Here is a 25,619-nt window from a genome sequence, read left to right on the forward strand (position 1 = left end):
AAGGAAGTTGTGGTGAGTCGGCTGAGAAGAACCGGAACCGCTACTCGTACTTAGCGTCACACGGAACCGACCCCACAGGAGTCCCACGTGTCACGCAAGAAGACGCTCACCACGAAGAAGAAGATCGCTCTGCTCATCGGAACCGCCGTAGCGATCGGCGGTACGGCAGTGGTGATGACCGGCACCAGCCAGGCATCGGGTGTCTGCGACGGGCTGACCACCGCCCTCCAGAACAACGAGCAGTTCATCGCAGGTCAGCGCGCCCAACCCGATGCCCAGTCCGAGGCGCGCATCGCCAACCGGCAGGCCGTCATCCAGCAGATCAACCGCATGCAGGCGGCTTCCGGGTGCGAGGTCACAGGAGGCGGCGAAGCTGCCGCGCCGCCGGCCCAGGAGCAGCCGCCGGCGGAGGCGCAGCCCCCGGCCGCGGAAGAGCCGCCCGCCGAGGAACAGCCTTCCGGCGCTGACCAGGCCGGTGGTGACCAGACGGGTGGCGACCAGACCAACGTGGGTGACGTCGTCTGCGTTGGATCGACGGTGACCCTCTCCGGTGAGGGTGGCGTCCCCGCCGCATCCAGCAATCAGTTCCCGGTCGGCACCACGCTCAAGGTGACCAACCTCGACAACCAGAAGTCGACGACCGTCAAGGTCGCTTCCACGTCCGGCAGTTGCGCCCTGCTCAACAACGCGGCCTTCGAGCAGGTCCGCGAGCCCGGCAAGTTCCTCATCCGTAAGGCCCGGATCGAGCGCGTCGGCTGACCTGGACGGATCTCAGGGCGTGCCGTTCCTCCGTCCACGGCCAGTACGGGCTACGGGTTATGGGCATTTCGGCCGAAGGAAATGTTCCCCGGAGGAGCGGCCGCGCCGGACCGGATATTCGGCGGCTCGTGCTGCTGAACGGAGATCGACCCGGTCCCGGTGATGGACGTCGTCGAGGACAGCTCGACGTTCGCCAGCTCTCACATCCTGGCGCCGTGGATACCGGAGGGCGACCACAGGCCATCGGCGCACCGGGCGGCGGCCGCGCTGGTGGTGCCGAGACAGGTACTCACCTTCTCCTCAGGGCTTGCTCGGCACCAACGAGCCGGCGGCAGTGCCACCCTCGGCCGCCGGCTCCTCCCCGTAGGACGGCAGTTCGCGCATGCGGCGCAGCGGTGACAGGAAGACGGGCAGGAAGGTGAGCGACTGGCCGATCGCTCCGGCCAGCAGCGTGCCGCGGACGCCGATCGTCGAGCCGAGCAGGCCGCCGAGCAGCGCCCCGAAGGGCATCGTGCCCCAGACCAGGAACCGCATCGTCGCGTTCATCCGGCCGAGCAGCCCCGGCGGGCACAGTGCTTGCCGGAAGCTGACCTGGTTGATGTTGTAGACCACGATGCCCATCCACATCGCGATCTGCGCGACCGCGAGGAGCCCCACCGTCCAGTCACGCTGTACGAACGGGGTGCCCAGCGCGCAGGGTCCGGCGACCGTGCTCGCGACCCAGATGGCCGGGCCCTGGCCGACCTTCGCGGCGAACCGTCCGGCCACCAGCGCGCCGATCAGGCCGCCGACCGCCGCGGTCGAGGTGAGCAGGCCGATGACTCCCGGCGAGAGCCGCAGTTGGCGGGCGAGGAACACGTAGAAGGCGGCGGAGATCACCGAACCGAACAGGTTGGCCGAGCTGGTGCACATGGCGATGGCGCGCAGCATCCGGTTGCTGAGCACGAACCGCAGGCCGTCGCGGATCTCGCGGAGCAGATGGGCGTCGGGGCTGTGCTCGGGGCGCGGTGGCCGGACCTTGATCCGGGTCACCCACGCGGCCGACCACAGAAAGCTCACCGCGTCGACGAGCAGGCCCGGCTCCACGCACTGCTCGACGAGTTCGCCGCCCGCCCGGACGACCCGACCGCGCCCGCCTGGTCGCTCTTCGTGGTGCTGCACCCTGACCCGAACCGGCCCTGAACAAGGGCCGTCACCCGTCCTATCAGCCGAGCCCGGTTGGGCGCGTATGGCTGAACTTTCGCCCCGAGGTTCCGAACGCCGGTCATGGATGCGCGTCTGGCGGGCAGGCTCCCACCGCTGGAGGTCCGTGTGCGCAAGGGGCAGGTTCGCGGGTGCGGGCTTGCCCCGTGAGGCGACTGCGGTCACACGGAGCTGAGTGCATCGATCGCAATTTTTATGCAGGAAAGGGGCATTTCGATGAGCATCGTGGTCACCACACCAACCGGACACGTGGGATCGCGCGTGGTGCGGTTACTGCTGCAGGCGGGCGTTCGTCCGCGCGTTCTGGTCCGTGACCCTGCCCGCCTGGATGAGGAGACCCGAGCGCGGGTCGACGTGCGCCAGGGTGATCTGACGGACGCCGGGTTCGTCCGTGAGGCGGTGGCGGGCGCGCGTTCGGTGTTGTGGGTGGATCCCACTCCTCACGCGGTGGAGGATCCGATCGAGGTCTCGGTGCGCACCGCGACGCCGTTGGTGGAGGCCGCCCAGGTGGGTGATGTGGAGCGGGTGGTGCTGCTGAGCAGTATCGGGGCGGAGAAGCGGCACGGGGCCGGACACATCGACGCCCTGGCCGCGATCGAGGAACAACTCGATGCCACCGGAGCGGATGTACTGCATCTGCGGTGCGCGTACTTCTTCACCAACCTGCTGCTTGACTTCGAAGGGCTCTCGAAGGGCGTTCTGACCACGGCGTTCGACCCCGACCACCCGATGCCGTGGGTCGATCCGCGCGACATCGGCGACGTGATCGCGGCCCGGCTGCTCACCGACACATGGCAGGGCCGGGTGGTGCAGGCCGTTCACGGGCCGGAGGACCTCACCTTCAACCAGGTCGCACAGATCCTCACCGAGGCGCTCGGGCACCCGGTCCACATCAACCCCGTCACCGACGACGCGGCGCGGGACGCGATGCGCTCGGCCGGCCTGCCTCCGTCGGCGGTGGAGGGCATCGTGGGGATGGCCGCCGGATCACGCGACCTGGTGCCGGAGCAGCCCCGGGACCTGGTCACCACGACCCCCACCCAGCTCAGCGGTTGGGCCTATGCCCAGCTGCGTCCGCTGCTGGAAGGGTGACAGAGGTGACGAACGCCAGCGCGGTCGATCAAGGCTGTGGAACGATTCGCGAAGCGGGACTGCCTGCCCGGAGGTGAGAAGTGAGCGCGGGGGAGCGGCACACCGAGCCACTCGACGTCCACCTGATCCTGCGCCGCGACAGAGAGGGCGGGCCGGAGGTGCTGCTGTCCCGCAGGGCCGGGACGGTGTACGCGGCCGGACTCTGGCACCTCCCGTCAGGCCACCTGGACGGACCGCACGAGGACGTCGTCACCGCGCTGATCCGCGAGTCGGAGGAGGAGACCGGTGTACTCATCGATCCCGTCGACGTCCGCGCCACCGTCACCGTGCACCACCGCAGCCCCGGCGGGAGCGCCCGCATCGGCCTCTTCTTCGAAGTCCGGCGCTGGCAGGGAACACCCCGGGTCAGGGAACCCGCCGTGTGCGACGCGATGGACTGGTACCCGTTCGATGCCCTGGCGGCGCCGATGGTGGCCTACTGCCGGGCCGGCCTCGACGCCTATCGGATGGGCGGCGGACTTGCCGTCCACTTCCAGCAGCCAGGTGACCCGATCGCGTACGACGCGGCGGCCGACCGGCTGCACGTGATCCCCCGAGCCGGCGACGTAGGCGCAGCGCTGCCCGGGCCGGCGGGGCGAATCCGAGGCCGACCCGTCAGTCCCGCCGGTGGGTGTTGAGCCGGGCGGCCTGGCGCGTCAGATGGTCCCGCTCGGCGAGGTTGGGTGCCTTGAGGGCCGCCTCGGCGTACAGCCGTGCCGCGGTTGTCAGATCGCCGTCGCGCTCGTGGAGGTAGGCCGCCACCGCGGTGTGGCGGGGCAGGGAGCCGTCCAGTGCGACGAGCGCCGCCAGGCCGGCGCGCGGTCCGTCGGCCTCGCCGACGGCCACCGCGCGGTTGAGCCGGACGATCGGGCTGTCGGTCAGGCGCGCGAGTTCGTCGTACCACTCGACGATCTGCACCCAGTCGGTCTCCTCGCCGGTGGGCGCGTCGGCGTGGAGCGCCGCGATGGCCGCCTGGGCCTGGAACTCGCCCAGCCGGTCGCGGACGAGGGCCGCCTGCAGGATCGCGACGCCCTCGGCGATCGACCGGGTGTCCCACCGGCCGCGGTCCTGCTCGGCGAGCGGTACCAGGCTGCCGTCGGGCGCGGTCCGGGCGGCGCTCCGGGCGTGGTGGAGCAGCATGAGGGCGAGCAGTCCTGCCACCTCGGGGTGGTCGATCGCGGCGGCGAGCTGCCGGGTGAGCCGGATGGCTTCCGCGGCGAGGTCGACGTCGCCGGAGTAGCCCTCGTTGAAGACCAGGTAGAGGACGCGCAGCACGGTGGCGACGTCGCCGGGCTGGTCGAACCGCACGCCGGAGACGGTGCGCTTGGCCCGGCTGATGCGCTGAGCCATGGTCGCCTCGGGCACCAGGTAGGCCTGGGCGATCTGGCGGGTGGTCAGCCCGCCGACGGCGCGCAGCGTGAGCGCGACCGCCGACGACGGCGTGAGCGAGGGGTGGGCGCACAGGAAGTAGAGCTGGAGCGTGTCGTCCACCGCGGGTGCGGGTCCCGGCGCCGGGTCCTCGTCGACGACGTCCTCCCGCCGCCGGCGGGCGGCGTCCGCCCGCGTCGCGTCGAGGAACCGGTGCCAGGCCGCGGTGATCAGCCAGCCCTTCGGGTCCCGCGGCGGGTCGGCCGGCCAGACGCTCATGGCCTTGACCAGCGCGTCCTGCACGGCGTCCTCGGCCGCCGCGAAATCTGCTCCGCGGCGGACGAGGATCCCGAGCACGCTCGGTGTGAGGCTCCGGAGCAGGGCCTCGTCCATCGTTGTGGTCACTCCGTGATGGTGTGCTGCTCGGCGCTCATGAACGGGCGCAGTTCCAGCCACTCGTGGATCGGCTTCCCGCCCGCGCCAGGCTCGGCCGACAGTTCCCCGGCCAGCTCGACGGCGCGCTCGTAGCTGTCGACGTCGATCACCATCCACCCCGCGATGAGGTCCTTCGTCTCGGCGAACGGGCCGTCGGTGACCGGCGGGCGCCCCTCGCCGTCGTAGCGGACCCACGCTCCCTCGGGGGCGAGCGCCTGGCTGTCGACGAACTCGCCGGTCTTCACCAGCCGAGCCGCGAAGTCCTTCATGTACTGCACGTGTGCCGAGATCTCCTCGGGCGTCCACTGGTCCATGGGCACGTCGTTGACCGACGCCGGGGCGCCTCGGTAGTGCTTCAGCAGCAGGTACTTGGCCATCGTGGTTCTCCTCGGTACTGGTGCGACCATTGTGGTCGCCTTCACCGCGGGGACGGAGCCGGACACAGGATCTCGACATCGCCGGCCGATCTTTTTTGGCTCGCGTGGATGGGCCGGGGTGAGCCGCTGCATGTACTGACCCTCGGGCATGGGCGGCGGCCATCCGTGAGCGCTCGGGGACATGCGAGAAAGGGCCCGCCGGTGACGGGCCCCTCGGGGTGGTGCGGCGTGAATCGGGCAGGCTCAGTCGGACGACTCTTGATGGTCGACCGTGGTGTCGGGCCCGGGGGTCATGATGGTTTCATGGCCGTTCTCGGCCCTCACCCGGTAGGGCGGCGTTCCGTCCGGGCCGAGTACCTCGACGATCTCGACGACTCGGTCGTGCTGGCCTACGACGCGCCCGTGCATGACGAGACGGTCCCCTTTTGAGGCGTGCATCGTTGCTCTCCTCTCTGCTCAATGACACTGCACTGATCAAGATGAAGTTACGCCATGCATGCAAAGAGTAGCTCTTTGTGCGCGGGGAGCCGCCTGCGGAGAGCTTCGAGGCCTTGCCCCTGTGCCACTGGGGCCCCTGCGCCACTCGGGTCCTGTGGCACCGGGACCCTGCCCCACCGGCCGGTCCGCGTGTCCCGGCGGTACGGTCACACGTCGCGGTGTCGCACGGCGGTCACCGCGAGGACGACTGCGATCAGCGGCCAGAGCGCGTACACGGTCCAGGAACCGGGGACTGTGGCGCTGTAGGCGAGGGAGTGCGGATCCGGGGGCCAGTTCTGGACCAGGCGCTTCCAGGCGGTGACCGGCATCGCGTGGCTGACGGCGGCGGACCAGTGGGAGCTCTGCGAGAAGATCGGAGGCAGCATCAGGAGTGTGAAGACGCTGGTGACCATGGTGGCGGCGCTGTGCCGGATCAGGGCGCCGAAGCCGAGGCCGATCAGTGCGCAGACCGGGGCCAGCAGCGCGGATGCGGCCAGCGCCCGGAATACACCCGGGTGAGTGAGGGGGACCCCGGCGTGGTTCGTGTTCAGGATGGCTTGGGAGACCAGGAAACCACCGGTGGAGATGACCGTACCGACCGCGGTCCAGAGCGCGGCGGTGACGACCGTCTTGGCCAGCACCACCGTGCCGCGGGCCGGTACGGCCATGGTGGTGGTGCGGATGAGGCCGCTGCTGTATTCGCTCACGACGGTGAGGGCGCCGATGCTTCCGGCGACGAGCATCAGGGTCATGTAGCCGGCCGGCGGGAACGCGTCGAACACCATGAACCCCTGGTCGGTCCTGGCCGCCGGGCTCATTTTCTTCAGGGTGTTGTTCTCCGCCAGGGCGGCGACGGCGGCGGATCCGATGACGAACAGGATGGTGAGTGCGAGCGTCCACGGGGTCGAGCGCAGGGACCGTATTTTGATCCACTCGGAGGCGAGCAGGTCGCGGAAGTGGGCGGGCGGCTCGGCGAGGGGTGCGGCCGAGGTGGTCGGGGGGACGGTGGTGAGTGTGGTCATCGGGGCTGTCCTGCCAGGTATTCGACGCTGTCGGCGGTGAGTTCCATGAAGGCCTCCTCCAGCGAGGCGGTCCGGGTGGTCAGCTCGTTCAGCAGGATCCGGTTGTCGAAGGCGAGTGCCCCGATCCGGTCCGCCGGCAACCCGGTCACGGCGAGCTTGTCGGCGTCCGGTGCGCCCTCCACCTCGACCGACGCGCCTGCGGCGGTCAGTACCGCCGCCAGCTCGGCGGTGCGCGGGGTGCTCACCACGACGCTGAGGCGGGTGCTGCGGGCCGCGAAGTCCCGTACCGACTCGGCCGCGATGAGCCGGCCCCGGCCGACGACGACGAGTTGGTCGGCGGTGTTCTCCATCTCCGACATCAGGTGGCTGGAGAGGAAGACCGTGCGGCCTTCGGCGGCCAGGCGCCGGAAGAGGCGGCGCATCCAGAGCACGCCCTCCGGGTCCATACCGTTGACCGGCTCGTCGAACATCAACACCGGCGGGTCGCCGAGGAGGGCGGTGGCGATCCCCAGCCGCTGCTTCATGCCGAGCGAGAACCCGCCGATGCGGCGGGTCGCCACGTCGGCCAGCCCCACTTCCTGCAGCACGTTGTCCACCCGGCGCAGCGGGATGCCGTTGCTGCGGGCGATGGCGGACAGGTGGGCCACCGCGCTGCGTCCACCGTGGACCTGGCCGGCGTCGAGGAGGGCACCGACGTGCCGTAGTTCGCGCGAGTGGCTGCGGAAGGGGACGCCGCTGACGGTGGCGGTGCCGCCGGTCGGCGCGTCCAGGCCGAGGATGATCCGCAGGGTGGTGGTCTTGCCCGCTCCGTTGGGGCCGAGAAACCCGGTCACCTGACCAGGCCGCACGGTGAAGGACAGTTGGTCGACGGCGGTCTTGCCGCCGTAGCGCTTGGTGAGTTCGTTGACTTCGATCACAGGAGCAACCCTGCCGGGACACCCACTCCCGGTCATGCGGCCAGGGACGGCAATCGCGCGGCCGGTTCCGCCCAGGGACGTACGTCCACGGGCCAATGCCGGGCGGGCGGCGACAGGTTAATGTTGCGGCATGGACGCCATACCGACCACCCTGTTGTCCGTGTGCCTTGCGCATCGCGGTCTCCCTGTCGACCGAGCACACCGCCGATGACGAGAACGAAGGCCATGGCCTGGGTGGGGGGCGTGCTCTACGTCCTGGTGGTCGGTCTGCTGATCGGGGGTGCGAATCAGGCTTCGGGCACGCTCCACGCTGTCGGTGCGATGCTGGCCGTGAGCCTGCTCGTCGGGGTGCTGCGACGGATGCCGCTGCCGGCTCTGGCCATGGCGCTCGTCGGATCCACCGCCGTGGTGGTGGGCACTCCGAGCTCCGTCCATGTGAACCGGGCCGTGGGATACCAGGGCCAGTTCCTGTCGTATCTGGCGGTGGACCTCGTCCTGGGCTTCATCGTCGCCACCTGTACACGGCGAGCTGCGATCGCAGGCGTGGCCGTGTCGTTCGCCGTGCAGCTCCTGGTCATCGGCGGCTTCGCTCACGGCGACAACGTGACCGTCAACGTCGTGATCGCCCTCCTGGCGATGGCCGCAGCCTGCACGGTCGGCCTGCTCAGTCGCGAGCGCCGCGAGCACGCGGTGGCGCTGCGTTCGCAGGAAGTGGCCGAGGCCGTGACCGCCGAACGGCTGCGGATCGCACGGGAACTGCACGACATGGTCGCGCACAGCATCGCCATCATCGCCATCCAGGCCGGCGCGGGAAGCCAGGTCGTCAAGACCCGGCCCGCGGAGGCCGGTGAGGCGCTGCGGGCCATCGAGGCCACCAGCAGAGAGACCTTGTCGGGCCTGCGGCGCACCCTGGTGGCGCTCCGTCAGGCCGACCTCGACGCGGCGGCCTCGGGGCAGGCACCGCTCGCGCCCTCACAGGGTCTGGCAGACATCGAACGGCTGGCAGCGGCCACGGCCGAGGCGGGGGTGCGTGTCGACGTGCACCGCAGTGGGGCGCAGCGTTCCTTGCCGGCCGACATCGACCTGTCCGCCTACCGTATCGTCCAGGAGTCGCTGACCAACGTGGTCCGCCACGCGGGCATCGGACGTTGCCGGGTGCTCATCGATTACGGGGACGAGGCGCTGTCCGTGGAGGTCGTCGACGACGGGCGCGGCACCGCTGCGAACGGCTCGGCCCACGGCTTCGGCATCGTGGGCATGCGGGAGCGGGCCGGCCTGCTGCGCGGTCACCTCAGCGCCGGGCCGCGTCCCGAAGGCGGCTTCCGGGTGGCGGCCCGGCTGCCGCTGCCCGAACCCGTCGCCATCCCCGTGGAGGCCCGATGACCGTTCGCGTCGTACTCGCCGACGACCAGCCGCTGGTGCGGTCCGGTCTACGCATGATCATGGCCGATCATCCCGACCTGGCGGTCGTCGGCGAAGCCGCCACCGGCATCGAGGCGGTCCAACTGGTGCGGGACATCAGCCCCGACGTCGTGGTGATGGACATCCGGATGCCGGGCATGGACGGCATCGAGGCCACTCGCCTGATCACCGCCGGCCCGGCAACGACCCGGGTCCTCGTCCTGACCACCTTCGACGAGGACGACCTCGTCTACGGCGCGCTCCGGGCCGGCGCGAGCGGCTTCGTGGTGAAGGACATGGCGCTGAACGACATCCTCGCGGCGATCCGCGTGGTCGCCGCCGGCGATGCGCTGATCGCGCCAGGTGTGACACGCCGACTGATCGCCGACTTCGTCGGGCGCCCCGGTACCGCCCCGAAGCGCTCCCCACGACCCGTCGAGGGCATCACCGAGCGGGAACGGGAGGTCCTGACCCTCATCGGACTCGGCCGGACGAACCACGAGATCGCGGACGATCTCTTCATCACGGTGGCCACCGCCAAGTCGCACGTATCACGACTGATGGCCAAACTGGGCGCCCGGGACCGGGTTCAACTCGTGATCACCGCATACGAGATGGAGCTCGTCCCGCTGCCTCATTGAGTGCATCCCCAGGGCCTCGGGGCGGGTCGCTGCTCGGCGGCGGTGCCAACCCGGCGGTTGATGTTCTCAGACCCGCTCCGAGCGGGCGATCGCTTCGGCAACCGAGGTCTTGTTGCCGTACTCCCAGCTGCGATGTTGGATGAGGCGCTCGATCCGCCAGCCGTCCGGAGTGCGGAGCAACACCCCGGGCGGCGCCGCCGTCGGCCAGGCGGGCACCCGTGGTCCGTCCGGGTGGCCGGGCCGAGGGGACGAACACCTGCCGGCAGCGCCCCGCCGGGTGGTTTCCGATTTCTGATTTCCGTCGGGCACGTGAATTCGATTCCGTCCGGTCGCCCGCCGCAATGCTCTTTCCGGTCGAAGCGATTGTGGCCGGTATCTCTGCGGTCGAATTCCGGGCGGCTATCCGCGGCCGGTTCTCGCTCTGTTCAGCAAGGCCCCCGAGGTGCTGGCATGTACACGGCCTTCACCGGAGGCTCACCCAGCCTCCACGACGTGAACACGGCCGATTGGAGAATTCATGTCCGGATTCCTTGCCGCAGGCGGAGCCATCGTGACCCTCATGGCCGCGACCGTCTCCCCCCAGCAGGCGTCGGCAGCGGAACCGCCGCCCGACAAGATCGTGATCAAGGTCGCGACCGTCAACGGCTCCGGCTGTCGTGAAGGGACGGCCGCCATCGCCGTCTCTCCCGACAACACCGCCTTCACCGTCACCTACAGCGATTACCTCGCTCAGGTGGGCGCCGGGGCCCTGCCGACCGACTTCCGCAAGAACTGCCAGCTCAACCTGCGGGTCTTCGTTCCCCAGGGCTTCACCTACGCGATTGCCCAGGCCGACTACCGCGGCTTCGCGTCCCTGGAGCGAGGGGCCAGCAGCGAGGAACGGGCCGGCTACTACTTCCAGGGCTCATCGCAGACGGACCGCAAGGTCCACTCGTTCCGCGGCCCGTACAGCGACAACTGGCAGACCTCGGACGTGACCGACGTCGGCGCCCTGGTCTGGGCCCCCTGCGGGGAGATTCGCAACTTCAACATCAACACGGAGTTGCGGGTCAATCTCGGGAGCTCGGACAAGAAGACCACGAGTTTCATGACGATGGACTCGACGGACGGCAGCGTCAACACCATCTACCGCCTCGCCTGGAAGGAATGCCCGGACAATCCGAACCCGTGGCCGTAACCGGCCCGCGCGACGGCTGACACCCCCGTTCAGGCCCTCGCGGATGCCTTTCCTCGCTACGGTCGGGCCCCGGATCCGCTCGCGGAAGCACTCCGCCCGCCGGTCCGGGGCCCGACGGCGCGGCTGCCGGCCCTCAGGACGATGCCGGTCAGCCGGACAGGTCGGTGCCCGCCTCCGGGAGGTGCACCATGAAGACATCGATCGGGTCCTGGGCCTCCACGGAGAATCCGTGGCGTTCGTACAACCGTCGGGCGGCACTGCCCTGCAGGACGTTCAGGCGGACGGTCGCGCCCTGAGCGTCGGTGCGGGCGAATACCGCGTGCAGGACGGCCGATCCAAGGCCCCGGCCCTGATGGTGCGGCGCGAGGTAGGGCGCGGTCCGCGCTCCGTCCACCCGCGCTCGCTCATCCATGCCCGGAGTATTTCCCGGCAGAGTGCACGCCACGGACGCGGGGGTCGGAGAGCAGCTCGGGCGGGAACCGTCGCCGGCCCCCGCCCGAGTCCCGTCACGGCCGGATCACAGAGGAAGGTTCCACTTCTGGTTGGATCCGTTGTTGCAGTCCCAGATCTCCAGCTGGGTGCCGTTGGTGGTGGTGAAGCCGGGGATGTCGAGGCAGCGGCCGCTCGCGGGGTTGACCAGCGTGCCGTTGCTGACCGTCCATTGCTGGTTTCCGGCGCCGTTGCAGGTCCATAGGTTCACGAGCGAACCGTTGGCGGTGGCCCCGCCGATCACGTCGAGGCACAGGCCGGCGGTGCGCACGGATCCGTTGCCGATGGTCCACTGCTGGGCGGAGGAGCCGTTGCAGTCCCAGAGGTCGACGACGGCGCCCGGGGTGGTCGAGGCGGTGTAGTCGTCCAGGCACTTGGCGGCATTGAGCACCGAGCTGACCTGGCCGGTTCCGGTGCTGCCTCCGGTGCCGGGGATGATGGACAGGTTGTCGAACTGGTCGGTGCGGTAGCCCTGGATACCGAGACCGGCCTGTCCGGTCTGGAAGGAGGAGTCGGTCACCGACCCGAACTGGTTGCCGTCGAGCCTGGCGCTGATCTGCGAGCCCTGGAAGGTGAACGACAGGTTGTGCCACTGCCCGGTGCCCAGCGCGGTCGTCGTCCCGGTGGCCAGGGTGTGGTTGGACCCGTCGGTGTACATCTTCTCGATCCACCACTGGCCGGTGTCACGGATCCGCAGGTAGTACGCGTTCATGTGCGACTGCGGCCGCTGCTGGGTGTTGGCGCGCCCCAGCAGTTCGGTCGTTCCCGCGCCGCGCAGGTAGACATCGGAGCTGACAGTGTAGTTCGACCAGGTGGGATCGCCGATCAGCGCGTAGGAGTCGGAGTCGTCCTGCCACTCGATCGGCTTGACCGGAGCCATCTGCTGCACGCACTGGCCGGATCGGCCGGTGCAGGGCTGGACCTCGAAGGAGCCCTGCATGTCCGAGAGGTACTTCGCCTCGGTGCCACTGCCGTTGCCGTCGAAGGTGTCGCTGTACGGCAGCGCCAGGGCGTGGGCGGCCAGCGCGGTCGCGGTGCCCTTGCCCTGGCCGCCCAGGGTGCTCACCGTGTAGACATAGCCCGGCTGCATGGTCAGCGAGTACGACCCGTTGTTCGGTGTGATGTCCTGGGTGTGCACGAACGACGACGCGCTGCTGGGGCTGTTGACGTCGGTGGCCCACACGTGGACGGTGCCCGTGGACAGGCCGCCCTTGACCATGAAGTTCGCGGTCTGCGAGGAGCCGGAGGTTGTGGTCTCCAGGATGGTGGAGTAGTCCGCGCTCGTGTTGGACTTGACCGTCACGTAGGTGCCGTTGGACTCGGTGCCGCCGAGGTACCCCGACGCGGAGTCGATGAACTTCCAGCCAGGCTTGGTGAACTGGGTGACCTGCGCGGTGGCCCAGGTGCTGGCCCCGATGGTGTAGTTGCCCGACCAGGGGGAGCCGGCGGTGGCCAGCCCGACGGTGTTGTAGGGCAGGTTGGGGTAGATCGCGGCGATCAGCGGCCAGTTGAAGTAGCTGGTCATCTTCGCGTCGATGTAGCCGCGGGTGATGGAACGGATAAGGGCCGGGGCCCCGGTGTTCATGTCCTGCGAGCCGTTCTCGCTGTCCCACAGCGGCTTACCGTTGTTCTTCGCCGCCGTGGTGCTGGAGCAGGTGTGGGCGTTGCCGCCGTCACCGCCCTCGCACGAGTAGTGCGCGCCGATGATCGAGACGGCGTTGTTGAACGCGGAGTTGTTCGCCATGTCGTCGGCGACGCCCCAGCCGCTGTCGTCGGCGACCAGCTGGACGCCGCTGTAGCCGTGCGAGTTGAGCGCGGAGCGCAGCTGGACGAACCAGTTGGCGTCATGCCCGCGCTCGTTCCAGCCGCCGAGGTACTGGATGGTCAGGTTGTGCTGCTTGGCGCAGTCCAGCCAGGAGATCAGGTAGTTGACGGTGTCGGTGGACCAGAAACCGCCGTTGATCCACCCCGGTGCGGCCCAGGCCAGACCGTACAGCCCGATGTCGGGGTTGCGTGCCTTGGCCTGCTCGGCCAGCCAGAACTCGTACCCGGCGTTGCAGTTGACGGTGCCGCGGGAGTGCTCGATCGACGGTTCCGACCCGTCGGTGGAGTTCGCGTCCCCGCCGATCTCCACTTTCAGCAACTGCAGGTTCGCGCCGTAGCCCGGCTTGAACATGTAGTCCAGGATCTGCGACTGCTGCGCGGCCGGATAGTCGGTCAGCAGCCGGGAGTTGCCGCCGCCTCCGCTGATCGCGCCGATGCCGTCGAAGGTCCGCCCGCCCTGGCTGCCGTCCACGCTGATCGACGTGGTCGCGGCCTGCGCCGGCTCACTGCCCACGGCCAGCACGGTGGCCAGCAGCGCCAGCACCCACAGGGGTCCGAGTCTCCACAGATGTCTCATCGTTGACTTCCTTCAGCGGGGGAGGAGGAGTTCATGAGGCGCTTCGCTTCGTGGTCGCTCTGCCGTCCACAACCCATTGACAACGTTGTCAGACGTGACCAGGGCGGCGGGGTCGAGGCCAGCAAAGGGGAGGACCTGAACACCTGTCAACACAACCGACCGAAATTGCGAACACATGCAAACAGGCCTCGGTCCGACTACCCACGGGTCCTCGGCGAGGCCACCGCTTCCGTGACGCCGCGCAGGAAGCGGTCGATGGTGGCGAGTTCGGTGGCATCGAACGCATCGGCCACGCCCAGCACGTTTTCGATCAGCGGTCCGAAGAACGACCGCCCGAGGGCGGCAGCCGCATCGGACACCTCGATCAGCACGCGTCGTCGGTCCTGCCCGTCCCGCGTGCGCCGCACATGTCCCAGCCGCTCCAGTCGGTCGACCAGTGCCGTCGTTCCGGCCGAGTTGAGGCCCAGTTGGGCGCCCAGCCACCCCGGAGTCGCCGGCGTGCCCGCGCGCGCGGCGTCCAGCAGGGAGATCAACGCCCGCAGGTCCGTGGGGTGCAGGCCATTGCGTTCGGCGAACCCACCGGCGGACAAATGCAGTTCAACGGTGATCGCGCGCAGCAGATGCACCGTCTGCATCCGGGGGTCGTCTGTCTCGCCCATGCCACCGGCCTTCCCCTGATCGACGTCGGTGCATAGTATCTCGCCAAACGAGTATCTCGTCGAACGAGAGACTTTTGGGGTGTGCTGGAGGAGGTCCGATGACAGGCAGCCCGACGCGCGGCGACAGCGCGCAGTTCGACGCTGCGTACCATGCGGTTCTTGCCGACTGGGGAATGCCGGTCGAACCGCTCGCGCTCACCTCCCCTTACGGCGTCACCCACGTGAACGCCTGCGGACCGCAGGACGGCGAACCTCTGGTGCTGCTCCACGGAGGCGGGACGACGGCCGCGAGCTGGTACGCGAATGCGGCCCGACTGAGCCGCACCCGGCGCCTGTACGCCATCGACCGGATCGGCGAACCCGGACTCAGCGTGCGCGGCGGGCAGAGCATCCGCACCACGACGGACCTGTGCGACTGGCTCGACGCAACCCTCGACGGCCTCGGCCTGGAACGCACCGACATCTGCGGGCACTCGTACGGGGCCTGGATCGCGCTCAACCACGCCCTCCAATCCCCTGAGCGAGTGCGCCGCCTGATACTGCTCGACCCGACCCAGAGCTTCGCCGGGTTCAAGCCCGGCTACCTCCTCCACGCACTCCCGATGCTCGCGCGGCCCACGGCACGGCGCGCCCGCGCCTTCCTCGCATGGGAGACCGGCGGTGCCGCATTCAGCGACGCGTGGCTCCAGCTGTACGCCCGGGCCGCAGAATTTCCGCGCGGCCGCATCGTCACCGGCGGCCGCCCCCAGCCCGCCGGGCTACGGGCGCTCGACGTACCGACCCTGGCCCTGTTCGCGGAGAACAGCCGCGCGCACGACAGTCACCAGGCGGCCGCCGTTGCCCGCATGCTGCTGGGCAACGCCACGGTGGCCATCATTCCCGGGGTCTCCCACCACGGCCTCCCGATGACCGAGGCGGAAGAAGTGGACACCCGGATCCTGGAATTCCTCGCCTCGACCGCGGCATCGGAGTCCCACGACTGACCCGTCGTCGAGCGAGCATTCACCCGCATGATCCCCACGGACAAGGAGAGTTCATGTTCGCCGCCTACGTCACGGTCACCATCCTCGGCGCGGTCTTCAACGGCATAGCCGCCGTCACTTACCTGATCGGCCACGACTACCCCAAGGCCCAGGCGGACATGAAGCGTGTGCCCCGGTCCTGGGTACCACGGTTGGGCACGTTACTGGCGATGGGATCCTTGGGGCTGCTCGCCGGGTTCGCGGTGCCACTGCTGGGCACTCTCGCCGCCACCGGCCTCGTGCTGTACTTCACCGGTGCACTCATCGCCCACCTGCGGGTGGGCTCCCGTCAGCTCCAAGGATGGGCCGTCTTCTTCGTCACCGCGGTGGCAGCCCTGACGGTGAACCTGGCCTACCACGGCCCCTGGTGACATGCTCCGCACGCGGCACGTGTCTGCCTCTCTTCGGCCGTCGTCCGAAAGGGGCTCGCTGGGTTCGAGCCATCTCTCAGCTCAGGCGCCTCGCCTCGTGTGCCCCAACCGGTTCCCCCGCCGGCACGCCATGAAGGACATGCGCGAGCACCTCCACACCGCGGACGACACGCGGGCCCGGCCGGTTGAAGTACGCCGGACCGTCCAGGACCCACACCTGGCCGCTGCGTACGGCGGGCAGTTCGTCCCAGCCCGGCAGCCCGGTGAGCAGCTCGCGCTCGCGTTCGGTGCGGTCCGGGTGGAAGCCGCACGGCAGCAGCAGAAGGACTTCGGGCTGTGCGGCGCGCACCGCCTGCCACTCCATCGGCTTGGTGTGCTCGCCCGGCGACGCGAGGAGCGGTTCGCCTCCGGCACTGGTGATCTGCTCAGGAACCCAGTGGCCGGCGGGCCACAGCGGGTCCAGCCATTCGATGGCGACCGTGCGCGGCCGGGGTCGTCCCGCCACCAGTGACCGCACGGTGGCGAGGCGTCCCCGCAGCGCGGCCCGGCGTTCCAGAGCGATTCCGCGGACGCCCAGCAGATCCCCCACGCGTACGAGACAGTCCAATACGTCGTCCAGCGTGCGGGGTTCCAGACTCAGGACCTTGGGCCCGTCCCCGCCCTCGTCCCCGTTCAGCACCCGCACCGCTTCGACCACGCTGCTGTACGACACCGCGCACACGTCGCAGAGGTCCTGGGTGAGTACGACGTCGGGAGCCACGGCGGCCAGCGCGTCGACGTCGAGGGTGTAGAGCGAGGACCCGCTGTGCGTGCTCCCGCCGACGGCGGCCGAGATCTCCCGACTGCTCAGTTCCTCGGAGGAGAATCCGGCCGAGGTGACGACCGCCACGGACGAGATCTGTGCCGGCGGCCAGTCGCACTCGTGCGTGCGGCCCACGAGTTCCGCGGCCAGACCGAGTTCGGCCACGATGTCGGTGGCCGCGGGGAGCAGGGAGACGATGCGCATGACCCGACCGTACGGCCTGGGGGTGTCCGGCATCGCACCGTCGCCGCAGTGGGGTGGGCTTCCTCCCCAGTAGTCCGGGTCTCCCCACCGACCGCCGGCTGGGGTCCGTCGGCGTGACCATGGTGGCCAGCGAGCCGTTGGGGAACTGGACTTCCGGGGCTTCGGACGCCCTCATTGGGGGCACCATGCGACACACCGACCTGAGTCGACGCATCGAGGGCGTCTCGCAGAAGATGCTGACCCAAACCCTGCGCAGTCTCGAGGCCGACGGGTTCGTCACCCGCACGATCCATCCCACCATCCCGCCCCGGGTCGACTACGACCTCACATCGCTCGGCCGCAGCCTGGCCGAGCCCATCAGTGCGCTCCGCGAGTGGACGGAGAACCACATCAACGAGATCGAACACGCGCGGCGACAAGCGCACCCGGCTAGCTGACGCCGAGGTCCCGGCGGGGTTCCGTCTGTCGGCGTTCTTCCCGGTCCATGACCGGGAACAACTCCAGGGCTCCGGTGATGGTCAGGACACGCAGAACCGGGGTGCTGGGAGCCAGCAGGATCACGCTCCCGGAACGCTCCAGCGCGTGGAGGCGGGCCTGCAGAAGGGTGCTGAGGAAGGTGGAGTCGCCGAAGCTCACGCCGGCCAGGTCGAAGACCAGATGCGGGTGATGGTCCAGGGCGCGATCCACCGCGTCCCGCACGGGACCGACCCCGTCGAGGTCGACTTCTCCGGCGACCGTGAGGACACTGGGTTCGCCCAGGGCGAGGGAAACCGTCAGGCGGGCGCCCCGTGGAACGGGGGCGAACATGGATTCCACGGTCGCTCCAAGTGATCTGTTGTCGTAAGACAACAATCTTGCCACAGCTCCGGCCGGATTCGAACAACGGCGGCCATTGAGCGGGCGGAACGCGCCGAGTGCGCTGGGCGGTTCGAAGACCTGCCCATGCCGTCCGGTGCTCGCATTGCGATGCGATCACCCGCTTGACTTAAACCCCACTTGAAGTACAACGATGATCCACATGACCACGGAATCCACGGCCCACGCGGCAGCAATCGAAGCAATCACCGAACTCGTCGCCACCGTCGAGCGCTCCCAGCGGAACAAGGACCCCGAGGAGTTCCTCGGCCTCTTCCACCCGGACGCGGTATGGACGACGGCCCACGGCAAGGTCCTCATCGGACTCGACGCGATCTCGGAGTTCACCCGCGAGGTGCTCCCTGGGGCGAACTGGGACGGCAAGGTCACCTACGAGGTGATCCACGTGTTCTTCATCCGCCCCGATGTCGCGGCGGTCAAGGTCCGTCAGCGTTACCTGGCCCCGGGGGACGAGAGCGAGGGCGCTCCGCTGTACGTCGTCTCCCGGCAGGCCGACGGCCGCTGGCTGCTGACCGTCGGCCAGAACACGGCGGTCGTCACCGACTGACGTGCCCGTCCATCAGGATCCCGTCCTGGATCAGGCGTCGGTCTTCTCGGTCGGGCGGACCGCGACCGCGTCGATCTCGAAGAGCATCCCGGGCAGCGCCAGCGCGGCGACCCCGACGAGTGTCTGGGCGGGCAGCCGGTCGGCCCAGGCGCCGTGCAGCGCCTTGCCGAGGATCTCCAGCTTCTCCAGGTCGTGGTCGACGATGTATGAGCCGAGTCGTACGACATGTTCCAGCCCGAGACCGACGCCGGCGAGCGCGATGCGCAGGTTGGCGACGGAGCGCTCGACCTGGGCGGCGAAGTCGCCGGGAACGACCTGGCCGCTTTCGTCGGAGGCGTACTGACCGCCGATGAACACCGACTCGCCGGGTGCGGAGGCGGCATGGCTGTATCCGAACGGGGTGGGATCGTGCAGCCCGGCAGGGTTGGTGAGGGTGCGGTTGTCGCTCATGTGTGGTGGCTCCTTCAATAGTGGGTTGTGCGGCGGTGCCGCGGTGGTGGTACGTGTCGTCAGGTGTCCTGGCGTCGCCCGCACGGTCATTGAACAGGTGCGACAGGTTCGACAGCATGGGCAGGCGCGCCGAGGAAGGCGGTGAGGGCGGCGTCGGCCGCGGTGAGCGCGAGGGGGCCGGCGCTCAGGGAGTCGTGGACGAACTCCACCGTGGCGTCCTTGATGCCGCAGAACTCGGATATGCCCAACCGGAGTTGGCGGTCGATGACGGAGTTCCAGCCGCGCTCCGTGAACTGTTCGCGCGGGTAGCTGGAGAGCCCGATCCAGAGCATTCTTTTGGCGCCCAGACGAGGACGGCTGCGGCCGTACGCGAAGCCGTAGTTCCACACCCGGTCGATCCAGCCTTGAGAATGGCGGGGAGGGCGAACCACCAGATCGGGAAGACCACGACGATGACGTCGGCGGAGTCGATCCGGACCATGTGGGCCCGGACCTCGGGGGAGTAGTGCTTGTCACGGTCTGCCCAGTCCGGCTCGTCCTCAGGGCCGGTGCGGGGATCGAAGCCCTCGGCGTGCAGGTCGAGCAGGTCGACGGTGTATCCGTCGGCGATCAGGCGTTCGCGGGTGCGGTGGGCGATCTGCGCGGTGAGGGAGTCACTGCGCGGGTGGGCGAGCACCAGCAGGGCGTGTTGTGTCATGGCCGTCAGCCGTCCAGCCGGACGAGCATCTTGCCGGTGTTGGCGCCGCGCATCATGCCGAGGAAGGCGGCCGGGGCCTGGTCGATGCCCTCGAACACGGTCTCCTCGGTGCGCAGGGTGCCGTCGGCCAGCCACCCCGCGGCGCGCCCGATCCACTCGGGGAAGAGGTCGAAGTAGCTGCTGACCAGCATGCCGCGCAGGGTCAGCTCCTTGGCTGCCGCCTGGAACAGATTGTCGGGACCGGCGGCCGGCATGGTGGCGTTGTACTGGCTGATCGCGCCGACCAGGGCGATCCGGCCGCCGGTGCGCATCGCGCCGATGGCTGCCCGCAGGTGGTCACCGCCGACACTGTCGAGGTAGACGTCGATCCCTTCCGGGGCGGCCTGGGCGAGTTGTTCCTCCAGCGAGCCCGCGCGGTAGTCGATGGCGGCGTCGTACCCGAAGTCCGTCACCAGCTTCTTCGCCTTCTGCGGGCCGCCGGCCGAGCCGATCACCTTGGACGCCCCGAGCTTGCGGGCCAGCTGTCCGGCGACACTGCCGACCGCCCCGGCCGCTGCGGAGATGAACACCACATCACCCTCGCGCACCGGTGCGACCCGGGTCAGCGCCGCGTAGGCGGTCAGTCCCGTGGTGCCCAGCGCGCCCAGGTACGCCTGCGCCGGAGCGATGGTGGTGTCGATGACGGTTGCCGCCGCGGCATCCAGAACGGCGTGCTCGCGCCAGCCCAGGAAGTGGGAGACGGTAGCGCCGACCGGAACGTTGTCGGATCGCGAGGCGATCACCACGCCGACGGCGCTTCCCTCCAGCGCGGCGCCGAGGGGGAACGGCGGGATGTAGGAGGGCAGGTCGTCCATCCGGCCCCGCATGTACGGGTCCACCGACATCCAGGTGTTGCGGACGACGATCTCGCCCTCGGCCGGTTCCGGTACGTCGGTGCGGACCAACTCGAAGGTGTCCGTGGTGGGCTCACCGACCGGGCGCGCCGCGAGCCGGATGTCCCCGGAGACGATGTTCGCCGTACCGGTCGTGCTCGCTGTGGTCGCGGGGCTGGTGTGGTTCGCCTGGTTCGACATGGTGGGCTTCCTCTTTCGTTCGGTGCCGTTGTCGTTCATGGGAACCACCTTGCCGGGGGCCGCGCACGATCTACTGACGGTCCACGCACGAGCTCCCACGGCCCACGCACGGTCCAGGAACCGCCCCGCACGGCCCGCCCTGAGGAGGGCGTTAACGTGGCGCCATGCGCTTCGAAGTGTTGGGCCCGCTGCAGGTCCGTACCGACCAGGGGGCTCTGGTCACCGTCCGCGAGCCCAAGGTCCGGGCCCTGTTGGCCGATCTGCTCGCCCACCACGGCCGGCCGATCTCGGCAGACCGTCTGGTCGACGACCTGTGGGGCGAGGCGGTGCCGGGGAATCCGGTCAACACCCTGCAAACCAAGGTCTCGCAACTGCGGCGCGCGCTGGAGCTCGCCGAGCCCGGCGGCCGGGAGCTGGTCGTCCACCGGCCGGCCGGCTACCTGCTGCAGATACCGGACGACGCGCTGGATTCCGGTCGGTTCGCCGCGCTCACGCTGCAGGTCCGCCGGATGCCGGACTCGCACGGCCGGGTGCCGCTGCTGCGGGAGGCTCTGGCGTTGTGGCGCGGGCCGGCGTTCGCGGAGTTCCGCGACCACGCCTTCGCGCAGCCGGCCGCCATCAGGTTGGACGAGCAACGGCTGACGGCGGTGGAGGAGCTGGCCGGGATACGCCTGGAGCTCGGCGAACACCGTTCGCTGGCCGATGAGTTGGGCGACCTCGTCCGTGAGCATCCGCTACGGGACAGGCTGCGGGCCGTCCACATGCAGTCGCTGTACCGCTCGGGCCGGCAGGCCGAGGCACTGGAGAGCTATCGCGAGTTGACGGAACACCTGGCCGATGAGCTGGGGCTCGATCCCGGCCCCGAGTTGGTCGCCCTCCACGGGGCGATCCTGCGGCAGGATCCGGACCTGGTGCCCGACCCGACTCCTACTGCCCCCTCCGTCCACGCGGCTCGGATGCCCGGCCCGGACGTCGCTGCGGCTGCGCCGCGCACCAACCTGCCGGCCGCATCGACCGACCTGATCGGACGAGGCCAGGATGTCGTCCAGGTGCGCGGGTTGCTCGCCTCGGGTCGCCTGGTCACCCTGACCGGGCCCGGTGGCGTCGGCAAGACCCGGCTCGCACTGGCGGCCGCTGAAGCGGCCCGCGACGCCTTTCCCGACGGGACCTGGCTGATCGAACTCGCGGCCGAGACCGTACGGACCGGAGGTACCGCCGACGTGGCCACGGCCGTGGCCGACGTGCTGGGCATCCGCGATCACGCCGCCGGTGACCCGCCGTCCTCGCGGACCGAAGACCGGCTCGCCCACGCGCTCGGCACCCGACGCCTCCTGCTCGTCCTGGACAACTGCGAACACCTGGTCCAGCCGGTCGCCGACCTGGCCGAGTTCCTGCTGCGGCACGCTCCCGGACTGCGCATTCTGGCCACCAGCCGGGAGCCGCTGGCGATCTCCGGCGAGACACTGCACGCGGTCGAGCCGCTGCGGGAGTCCGACGCCGTGCAGCTGTTCGCTGCACGGGCGGCGGCTGCCGCCCCGGGATTCGCCCTCGGCCCTGCCAACGCCGACGCGGTGGCACTGGTCTGCGAGCGTCTCGACGGCATGCCCCTGGCGCTGGAACTCGCGGCCGCCCGGGTGCGCGCCCTGGGCGTCCACGAGCTGGCCGAGCGCCTGAGAGACCGCTTCCGCCTGCTGAACGCGGGGCGCCGCGACGCACCGGCGCGCCACCAGACCCTGCGCGCGGTCATCGACTGGAGCTGGGGGCTGCTGACGAACTCCGAGCGCTCCGTTCTGAGCCGCCTGGCGGTCTTCGCCGGTGGATGCACGCTGCCCGCAGCCGAAGAGGTCTGCGCCGCGCAGGACGTACCCGCCGATGACGTCCTCGACGTCGTGACCCGGCTGGTGGACCGCTCGCTGGTCACCCTGCTGAACAGCGAGGACGGGCCCCGCTACCGGATGCTGGAGTCGATCGCCGCCTACAGTCTTGAACGGCTCGACGAGGCCGGTGAGACCCGGGCCGCCCGCCGACGGCACCGGATCCACTACACCGAGCTGGCCGAACGCGCCGAACCGTGGCTGTACGGCCCCGACCAGCGCCGCTGGCTGCGTCGGCTCGACAGCGACAGCGCCAATCTGCGCAGCGCGCTGGCCGATGCCACATCCGGGTCCAGCCTGGACGGCGGCGCCGACGGGGATGCGGGTCTGGCGGTGCGGCAGGTCAACGCGCTGGCCTGGTACTGGTTTCTGCGCGGTCGCATGGGCGAGGCCAGGCGATCGTTCGACCTGGCACTGGGTTGCGGGGGCTGCGGCGTCCTCGGTGACGACGTCCCTGCCCTCGACCGGCGTTCCGCGGGCCGCAGCAGCGCGCTGGCGCGGCAGGCCGGGTTCGCGCTGCTGGCCGGCGACCACGCGCAACCGAAGCAGCCGAACGGCGGGGAGTACGACGCGGCCGACCCCAGGGCGCGATGGTTCCTGGCCCACGCCCGGTGCGGCTTCGCCGGTCCGTCCGATGAGATCCCGTCGGATGGGGTTCCGTCCGATGGGGTCCCGTCCGATGGGGTTCCGACGGCAGAACTGCTGGCCGAGTTCCACGCCGCCGGCGACTCCTGGGGTATCGCGGCGGCGCACAGCACCCGCGCCACGGAAGCCATCTACCGGGGCGACCTGACAGCCCTCAGAGAGCACGCCGTCGACAGTGCGGCCCGGTTCGCCGAACTCGGCGACCGATGGGGCCAACTGCAGTCCGCCGAACAACTGGGGATCCTGGCCGAGATCGCCGGCGACTACGACGAGGCCGCGCGTCTGCACGGCGACGGCGTGCGCATCGCGGAGGAACTCCAGCTGTGGACGGATGTCTCGTTCCGGTTGTCCAGACTGGGCAGGATCGCACTGCTCACCGCGGAGTACGGGTCCGCCGCAGAGCTCCACGAACGGGCCCGACGGCTGGCCGCCGAGCAGTCCCACCGACCCGCCGAGCAGTTCGCTGAGACCGGACTCGCCCTCGGAGCCCGTCGGCAGGGCGACCTCGATGCGGCGGAGAAGCACCTGCGGCCCTGGCTGGACTGGAACCGCAGGATGGGTGTGCGTTCCGGAATGGCGCTGATCCTCGAGCAGCTCGGCTTCGTCGCCGAGCAGCGCGGCGACGCCCAGCAGGCGTACGTACTGCACCTGGAGGGCTTGACCGCGGCACGCAGGACAGGCGATCCCCGGGCGGTCGCGCTCGCACTCGAAGGGCTGGCCGGCGCTCAGGCACTGGCGAGCCGATCCACCCCCGCCGCCGGCCTGCTCGGCACGGCCGCCGCCCTCCGGGAGTCGGTCGGCACCCCGCTTCCCCCAGCCGAACGCGGCGACGTCGCCCGCGCCACCGCGCGCGCGACCGAGGCCCTGGGCACGGACGCGTTCGCCACCGCCTTCCAGCAGGGCCGCGACCTGGACCCTGACGACCACCTACGCCACTTGTTCACGCTCCCTGTGGGAGAGGAGGTGGCGGCGCAATGACCACGGACGTGGGCGACGGACGGCGAAGGTCCGTCCCGGGTGCCCGCTCCGTCGCGGCCACCCGGGCGAAACCCGTCGAGCCGGCCGGTGCGCCGCGAGTACTGCCACATCGCCGCAGGTGACAGTGGTAACGGTCCCCATTACAACCTTTGGTGGAAGCGGCGTTGCTGCGGTTCACTTGACCCCAGCCGCATCCGTCCGCACACCTTGGAGGTCCTTGTGAGTGACCACGAGCATGATCACGCCGCCGGACCCGACGGCGGTGGGGGCGGTCATGCGGGGCACTCGCACGGGGTGGCCGCGGATGCGGACCGGCGGTGGCTGACGATCGCCCTGGTGCTGATCGGCGTGTTCATGTGCGCCGAGGTTGTCGTCGGGGTGGCCGCGAACTCCCTCGCGCTGATCTCGGACGCCGCGCACATGCTCACGGACGTCGTCTCGATCGTGCTGGCACTGGTCGCGATGCGCCTGGCGGCCAGGCCGGCGAAGGGGCACTACACCTACGGTCTCAAGCGCGTGGAGATCCTTTCCGCACAGGCCAACGGCTTGACGCTGCTGCTCCTGTCGGTGTGGCTGGCCTACGAGGCCGTCCAGCGGCTGATCTCGCCGCCCGCCGTCACCGGCGGCCTCGTCCTGATCACCGCCCTGGTCGGCGTGGCGGTCAACCTCGTCGCGACCTGGTCGATCTCCAAGGCCAACCGCACCTCGCTGAACGTCGAGGGCGCCTACCAGCACATCCTCACCGACCTGTTCGGCTTCATCGCGACCGCGGTCGCCGGAGCGATCGTGCTGACCACCGGGTTCGAGCGCGCGGACGCCATCGCCTCCCTTCTCGTCGTCGCGCTGATGCTCAAGGCCGGGTACGGACTGATCCGTGACTCGGCGCGGATCTTCCTCGAAGCCGCGCCCGTCGGAGTGGACCCCGACGCCCTCGGCGACCGCCTCGCCGCGCAGGACACCGTCGTGGAGATCCACGACCTGCACGTCTGGCAGATCACCTCCGGCCAGAACGCCCTGTCCGCCCACGTGCTGGTCCAGCCCGGCAAGGACTGCCACGCCGTACGCCGCACGCTGCGGCAGCTGCTCCAGGACGAGTACCGCATCGAGCACGCGACCCTGCAGGTCGACCACGTCGGCGAGGAGGACAATTCGGACCTGTTGCAGATCACCACGCCGCCCGGCGGTGACGAGGACCCGCACTGCGACGACTCCCACGGACCCGTCCACCGCTCGGTCCCCCACGACCACTGACCTCCCGGTTGCGGCTGTCTTCGCGGGTGGCACCGCGCAACGCCCGGAGCCACCTCCGGACCGTCCGCGCCGCCGGGTGCCCCGGCAGCGTCCGGTCGCTGACCTTGGACGAGGCTCTGCAGCAGATGGGTCCGATCGCCGAGGTGTTCGCACTCGACCAGCAACTCACCGGCGCCCGCGCCCAACGCGAGCTCGGCTGGACGCCCACCCGTCTCGATGCCCTGGCCGAACTCGCGCACAGCTGAACGGTCCGCCCCGGCCGGCTCGATCGGGCGGGGGGCATCTGCCGCGATCGGGAAGGGTGCGGCTCGTGGAGGAGCACAGGGCCCGGGCCGACCGCCGATCATCTGGTCGGCGGGTGCCGGCCCCGTC

The 25,619-nt window shown here is 69.9% G+C and carries 26 protein-coding genes and 2 pseudogenes; 13 read left to right on the forward strand and 15 right to left on the reverse strand.

All coding sequences use genetic code 11. The features are described from left to right. The first annotated feature begins 87 nt into the window (after nt 1-87). Nucleotides 88-759 (forward strand): hypothetical protein, encoded by a 672-nt coding sequence (locus G3I60_RS10860; protein WP_164293141.1) that lies wholly within the window; start codon nt 88-90, stop codon nt 757-759. A 300-nt stretch (nt 760-1,059) separates the two neighbouring features. On the opposite strand, the gene G3I60_RS10865 is transcribed toward G3I60_RS10860, so the two are convergent. Continuing rightward, nucleotides 1,060-1,920, reverse strand: a complete 861-nt coding sequence (locus G3I60_RS10865; RefSeq protein WP_164293142.1) for an MFS transporter — start codon at nt 1,918-1,920, stop codon at nt 1,060-1,062. A 258-nt stretch (nt 1,921-2,178) separates the two neighbouring features. On the opposite strand from G3I60_RS10865, the gene G3I60_RS10870 reads away from it, so the two are divergent. Continuing rightward, nucleotides 2,179-3,054: an NAD(P)H-binding protein gene (locus G3I60_RS10870; RefSeq protein ID WP_164607052.1), complete on the forward strand. Its 876-nt coding sequence runs from the start codon at nt 2,179-2,181 to the stop codon at nt 3,052-3,054. 80 nt (nt 3,055-3,134) lie between these two features. Beyond that, nucleotides 3,135-3,731: an NUDIX domain-containing protein gene (locus G3I60_RS10875; protein ID WP_138352036.1), complete on the forward strand. Its 597-nt coding sequence runs from the start codon at nt 3,135-3,137 to the stop codon at nt 3,729-3,731. Here G3I60_RS10875 and G3I60_RS10880 read toward each other — a convergent pair. The 5 genes from G3I60_RS10880 to G3I60_RS10900 form a co-directional block, all read right to left on the reverse strand. Beyond that, entirely contained in the window at nt 3,709-4,854 is a 1,146-nt protein-coding gene (locus tag G3I60_RS10880) for an RNA polymerase sigma factor (RefSeq protein ID WP_164607091.1), read from the reverse strand. The two genes, G3I60_RS10875 and G3I60_RS10880, sit on opposite strands and share 23 nt — an antisense overlap. Before the next feature lie 8 nt (nt 4,855-4,862). Further along, entirely contained in the window at nt 4,863-5,273 is a 411-nt protein-coding gene (locus G3I60_RS10885; RefSeq protein WP_138352035.1) for a YciI family protein, read from the reverse strand. A 243-nt stretch (nt 5,274-5,516) separates the two neighbouring features. Continuing rightward, a complete protein-coding gene (locus G3I60_RS10890) occupies nt 5,517-5,711 on the reverse strand; it encodes a DUF1918 domain-containing protein (protein ID WP_164293144.1) in 195 nt (64 codons plus the stop codon). Nucleotides 5,712-5,917: 206 nt separating this feature from the next. Further along, the gene (locus tag G3I60_RS10895; protein WP_164607054.1) at nt 5,918-6,772 is read right to left on the reverse strand and encodes an ABC transporter permease subunit; all 855 of its coding nucleotides are present in this window, start codon (nt 6,770-6,772) and stop codon (nt 5,918-5,920) included. Beyond that, entirely contained in the window at nt 6,769-7,689 is a 921-nt protein-coding gene (locus G3I60_RS10900) for an ABC transporter ATP-binding protein (RefSeq protein ID WP_343240868.1), read from the reverse strand. Before G3I60_RS10900 ends, G3I60_RS10895 begins: the two co-directional genes overlap by 4 nt. A 207-nt stretch (nt 7,690-7,896) precedes the next feature. On the opposite strand from G3I60_RS10900, the gene G3I60_RS10905 reads away from it, so the two are divergent. Then, the gene (locus tag G3I60_RS10905; RefSeq protein ID WP_164293147.1) at nt 7,897-9,072 is read left to right on the forward strand and encodes a sensor histidine kinase; all 1,176 of its coding nucleotides are present in this window, start codon (nt 7,897-7,899) and stop codon (nt 9,070-9,072) included. Continuing rightward, nucleotides 9,069-9,731 carry a response regulator transcription factor gene (locus G3I60_RS10910; RefSeq protein WP_164293148.1) on the forward strand — a complete coding sequence of 221 codons (663 nt, stop codon included), beginning with the start codon at nt 9,069-9,071 and terminating at the stop codon, nt 9,729-9,731. The genes G3I60_RS10905 and G3I60_RS10910 overlap by 4 nt, the downstream gene beginning before the upstream one ends. Nucleotides 9,732-9,797: 66 nt before the next feature. On the opposite strand, the gene G3I60_RS10915 is transcribed toward G3I60_RS10910, so the two are convergent. Continuing rightward, the gene (locus G3I60_RS10915) at nt 9,798-9,947 is read right to left on the reverse strand and encodes a hypothetical protein (protein WP_164293149.1); all 150 of its coding nucleotides are present in this window, start codon (nt 9,945-9,947) and stop codon (nt 9,798-9,800) included. A gap of 301 nt (nt 9,948-10,248) precedes the next feature. Here G3I60_RS10915 and G3I60_RS10920 point away from each other — a divergent pair, with 301 nt between their 5' ends. Further along, nucleotides 10,249-10,908, forward strand: a complete 660-nt coding sequence (locus G3I60_RS10920) for a DUF4360 domain-containing protein (RefSeq protein WP_164293150.1) — start codon at nt 10,249-10,251, stop codon at nt 10,906-10,908. Nucleotides 10,909-11,056: 148 nt separating this feature from the next. Here the strand turns inward: G3I60_RS10920 and G3I60_RS10925 are convergent. The 3 genes and pseudogenes from G3I60_RS10925 to G3I60_RS10935 form a co-directional block, all read right to left on the reverse strand. Next, nucleotides 11,057-11,278 (reverse strand): annotated as a pseudogene (locus G3I60_RS10925) (GNAT family N-acetyltransferase); the annotation flags it as partial. Between the two features lie 147 nt (nt 11,279-11,425). After that, nucleotides 11,426-13,798 carry an RICIN domain-containing protein gene (locus tag G3I60_RS10930; protein WP_164293151.1) on the reverse strand — a complete coding sequence of 791 codons (2,373 nt, stop codon included), beginning with the start codon at nt 13,796-13,798 and terminating at the stop codon, nt 11,426-11,428. 197 nt (nt 13,799-13,995) lie between these two features. Next, nucleotides 13,996-14,457: a MarR family winged helix-turn-helix transcriptional regulator gene (locus G3I60_RS10935; RefSeq protein WP_239069713.1), complete on the reverse strand. Its 462-nt coding sequence runs from the start codon at nt 14,455-14,457 to the stop codon at nt 13,996-13,998. A gap of 98 nt (nt 14,458-14,555) precedes the next feature. Between G3I60_RS10935 and G3I60_RS10940 the strand changes: the two genes are divergently transcribed. Then, nucleotides 14,556-15,440 (forward strand): alpha/beta fold hydrolase, encoded by an 885-nt coding sequence (locus G3I60_RS10940; protein WP_164293152.1) that lies wholly within the window; start codon nt 14,556-14,558, stop codon nt 15,438-15,440. 53 nt (nt 15,441-15,493) lie between these two features. Beyond that, nucleotides 15,494-15,850, forward strand: coding sequence for a DoxX family protein (locus tag G3I60_RS10945; RefSeq protein ID WP_138352026.1), 357 nt, complete (start codon nt 15,494-15,496; stop codon nt 15,848-15,850). Between the two features lie 76 nt (nt 15,851-15,926). On the opposite strand, the gene G3I60_RS10950 is transcribed toward G3I60_RS10945, so the two are convergent. Beyond that, nucleotides 15,927-16,856 carry a cobalamin-binding protein gene (locus tag G3I60_RS10950; protein ID WP_164293153.1) on the reverse strand — a complete coding sequence of 310 codons (930 nt, stop codon included), beginning with the start codon at nt 16,854-16,856 and terminating at the stop codon, nt 15,927-15,929. A 119-nt stretch (nt 16,857-16,975) separates the two neighbouring features. Between G3I60_RS10950 and G3I60_RS10955 the strand changes: the two genes are divergently transcribed. Then, the gene (locus G3I60_RS10955) at nt 16,976-17,293 is read left to right on the forward strand and encodes a helix-turn-helix domain-containing protein (protein WP_164293280.1); all 318 of its coding nucleotides are present in this window, start codon (nt 16,976-16,978) and stop codon (nt 17,291-17,293) included. Here G3I60_RS10955 and G3I60_RS10960 read toward each other — a convergent pair. Beyond that, nucleotides 17,286-17,663: an STAS domain-containing protein gene (locus tag G3I60_RS10960; protein ID WP_164293154.1), complete on the reverse strand. Its 378-nt coding sequence runs from the start codon at nt 17,661-17,663 to the stop codon at nt 17,286-17,288. The genes G3I60_RS10955 and G3I60_RS10960 overlap by 8 nt on opposite strands. 211 nt (nt 17,664-17,874) lie before the next feature. On the opposite strand from G3I60_RS10960, the gene G3I60_RS10965 reads away from it, so the two are divergent. Beyond that, complete coding sequence (locus G3I60_RS10965; RefSeq protein WP_164293155.1) at nt 17,875-18,279, forward strand: SgcJ/EcaC family oxidoreductase; 405 nt, start codon at nt 17,875-17,877, stop codon at nt 18,277-18,279. A 30-nt stretch (nt 18,280-18,309) separates the two neighbouring features. On the opposite strand, the gene G3I60_RS10970 is transcribed toward G3I60_RS10965, so the two are convergent. The 3 genes and pseudogenes from G3I60_RS10970 to G3I60_RS10980 form a co-directional block, all read right to left on the reverse strand. Continuing rightward, nucleotides 18,310-18,729, reverse strand: a complete 420-nt coding sequence (locus G3I60_RS10970; RefSeq protein WP_164293156.1) for a RidA family protein — start codon at nt 18,727-18,729, stop codon at nt 18,310-18,312. An 86-nt stretch (nt 18,730-18,815) separates the two neighbouring features. Next, nucleotides 18,816-19,426: pseudogene (locus G3I60_RS10975) on the reverse strand (NAD(P)H oxidoreductase). Between the two features lie 5 nt (nt 19,427-19,431). Then, nucleotides 19,432-20,538 carry an NADP-dependent oxidoreductase gene (locus G3I60_RS10980; protein WP_239069717.1) on the reverse strand — a complete coding sequence of 369 codons (1,107 nt, stop codon included), beginning with the start codon at nt 20,536-20,538 and terminating at the stop codon, nt 19,432-19,434. A gap of 125 nt (nt 20,539-20,663) precedes the next feature. Between G3I60_RS10980 and G3I60_RS10985 the strand changes: the two genes are divergently transcribed. The 3 genes from G3I60_RS10985 to G3I60_RS10995 all read left to right on the forward strand — a co-directional run bounded on the left by G3I60_RS10985 (nt 20,664) and on the right by G3I60_RS10995 (nt 25,492). Beyond that, a complete protein-coding gene (locus tag G3I60_RS10985) occupies nt 20,664-23,996 on the forward strand; it encodes a BTAD domain-containing putative transcriptional regulator (protein WP_164607056.1) in 3,333 nt (1,110 codons plus the stop codon). Between the two features lie 219 nt (nt 23,997-24,215). After that, entirely contained in the window at nt 24,216-25,247 is a 1,032-nt protein-coding gene (locus G3I60_RS10990) for a cation diffusion facilitator family transporter (protein WP_343240869.1), read from the forward strand. Nucleotides 25,248-25,351: 104 nt separating this feature from the next. After that, nucleotides 25,352-25,492 carry a hypothetical protein gene (locus tag G3I60_RS10995; protein WP_187145181.1) on the forward strand — a complete coding sequence of 47 codons (141 nt, stop codon included), beginning with the start codon at nt 25,352-25,354 and terminating at the stop codon, nt 25,490-25,492. Nucleotides 25,493-25,619 lie beyond the last annotated feature (127 nt).

Origin of the sequence: Streptomyces sp. SID13666 (genome assembly GCF_010548325.1) — a bacterium.
Classification (GTDB): domain Bacteria; phylum Actinomycetota; class Actinomycetes; order Streptomycetales; family Streptomycetaceae; genus Actinacidiphila; species Actinacidiphila fildesensis.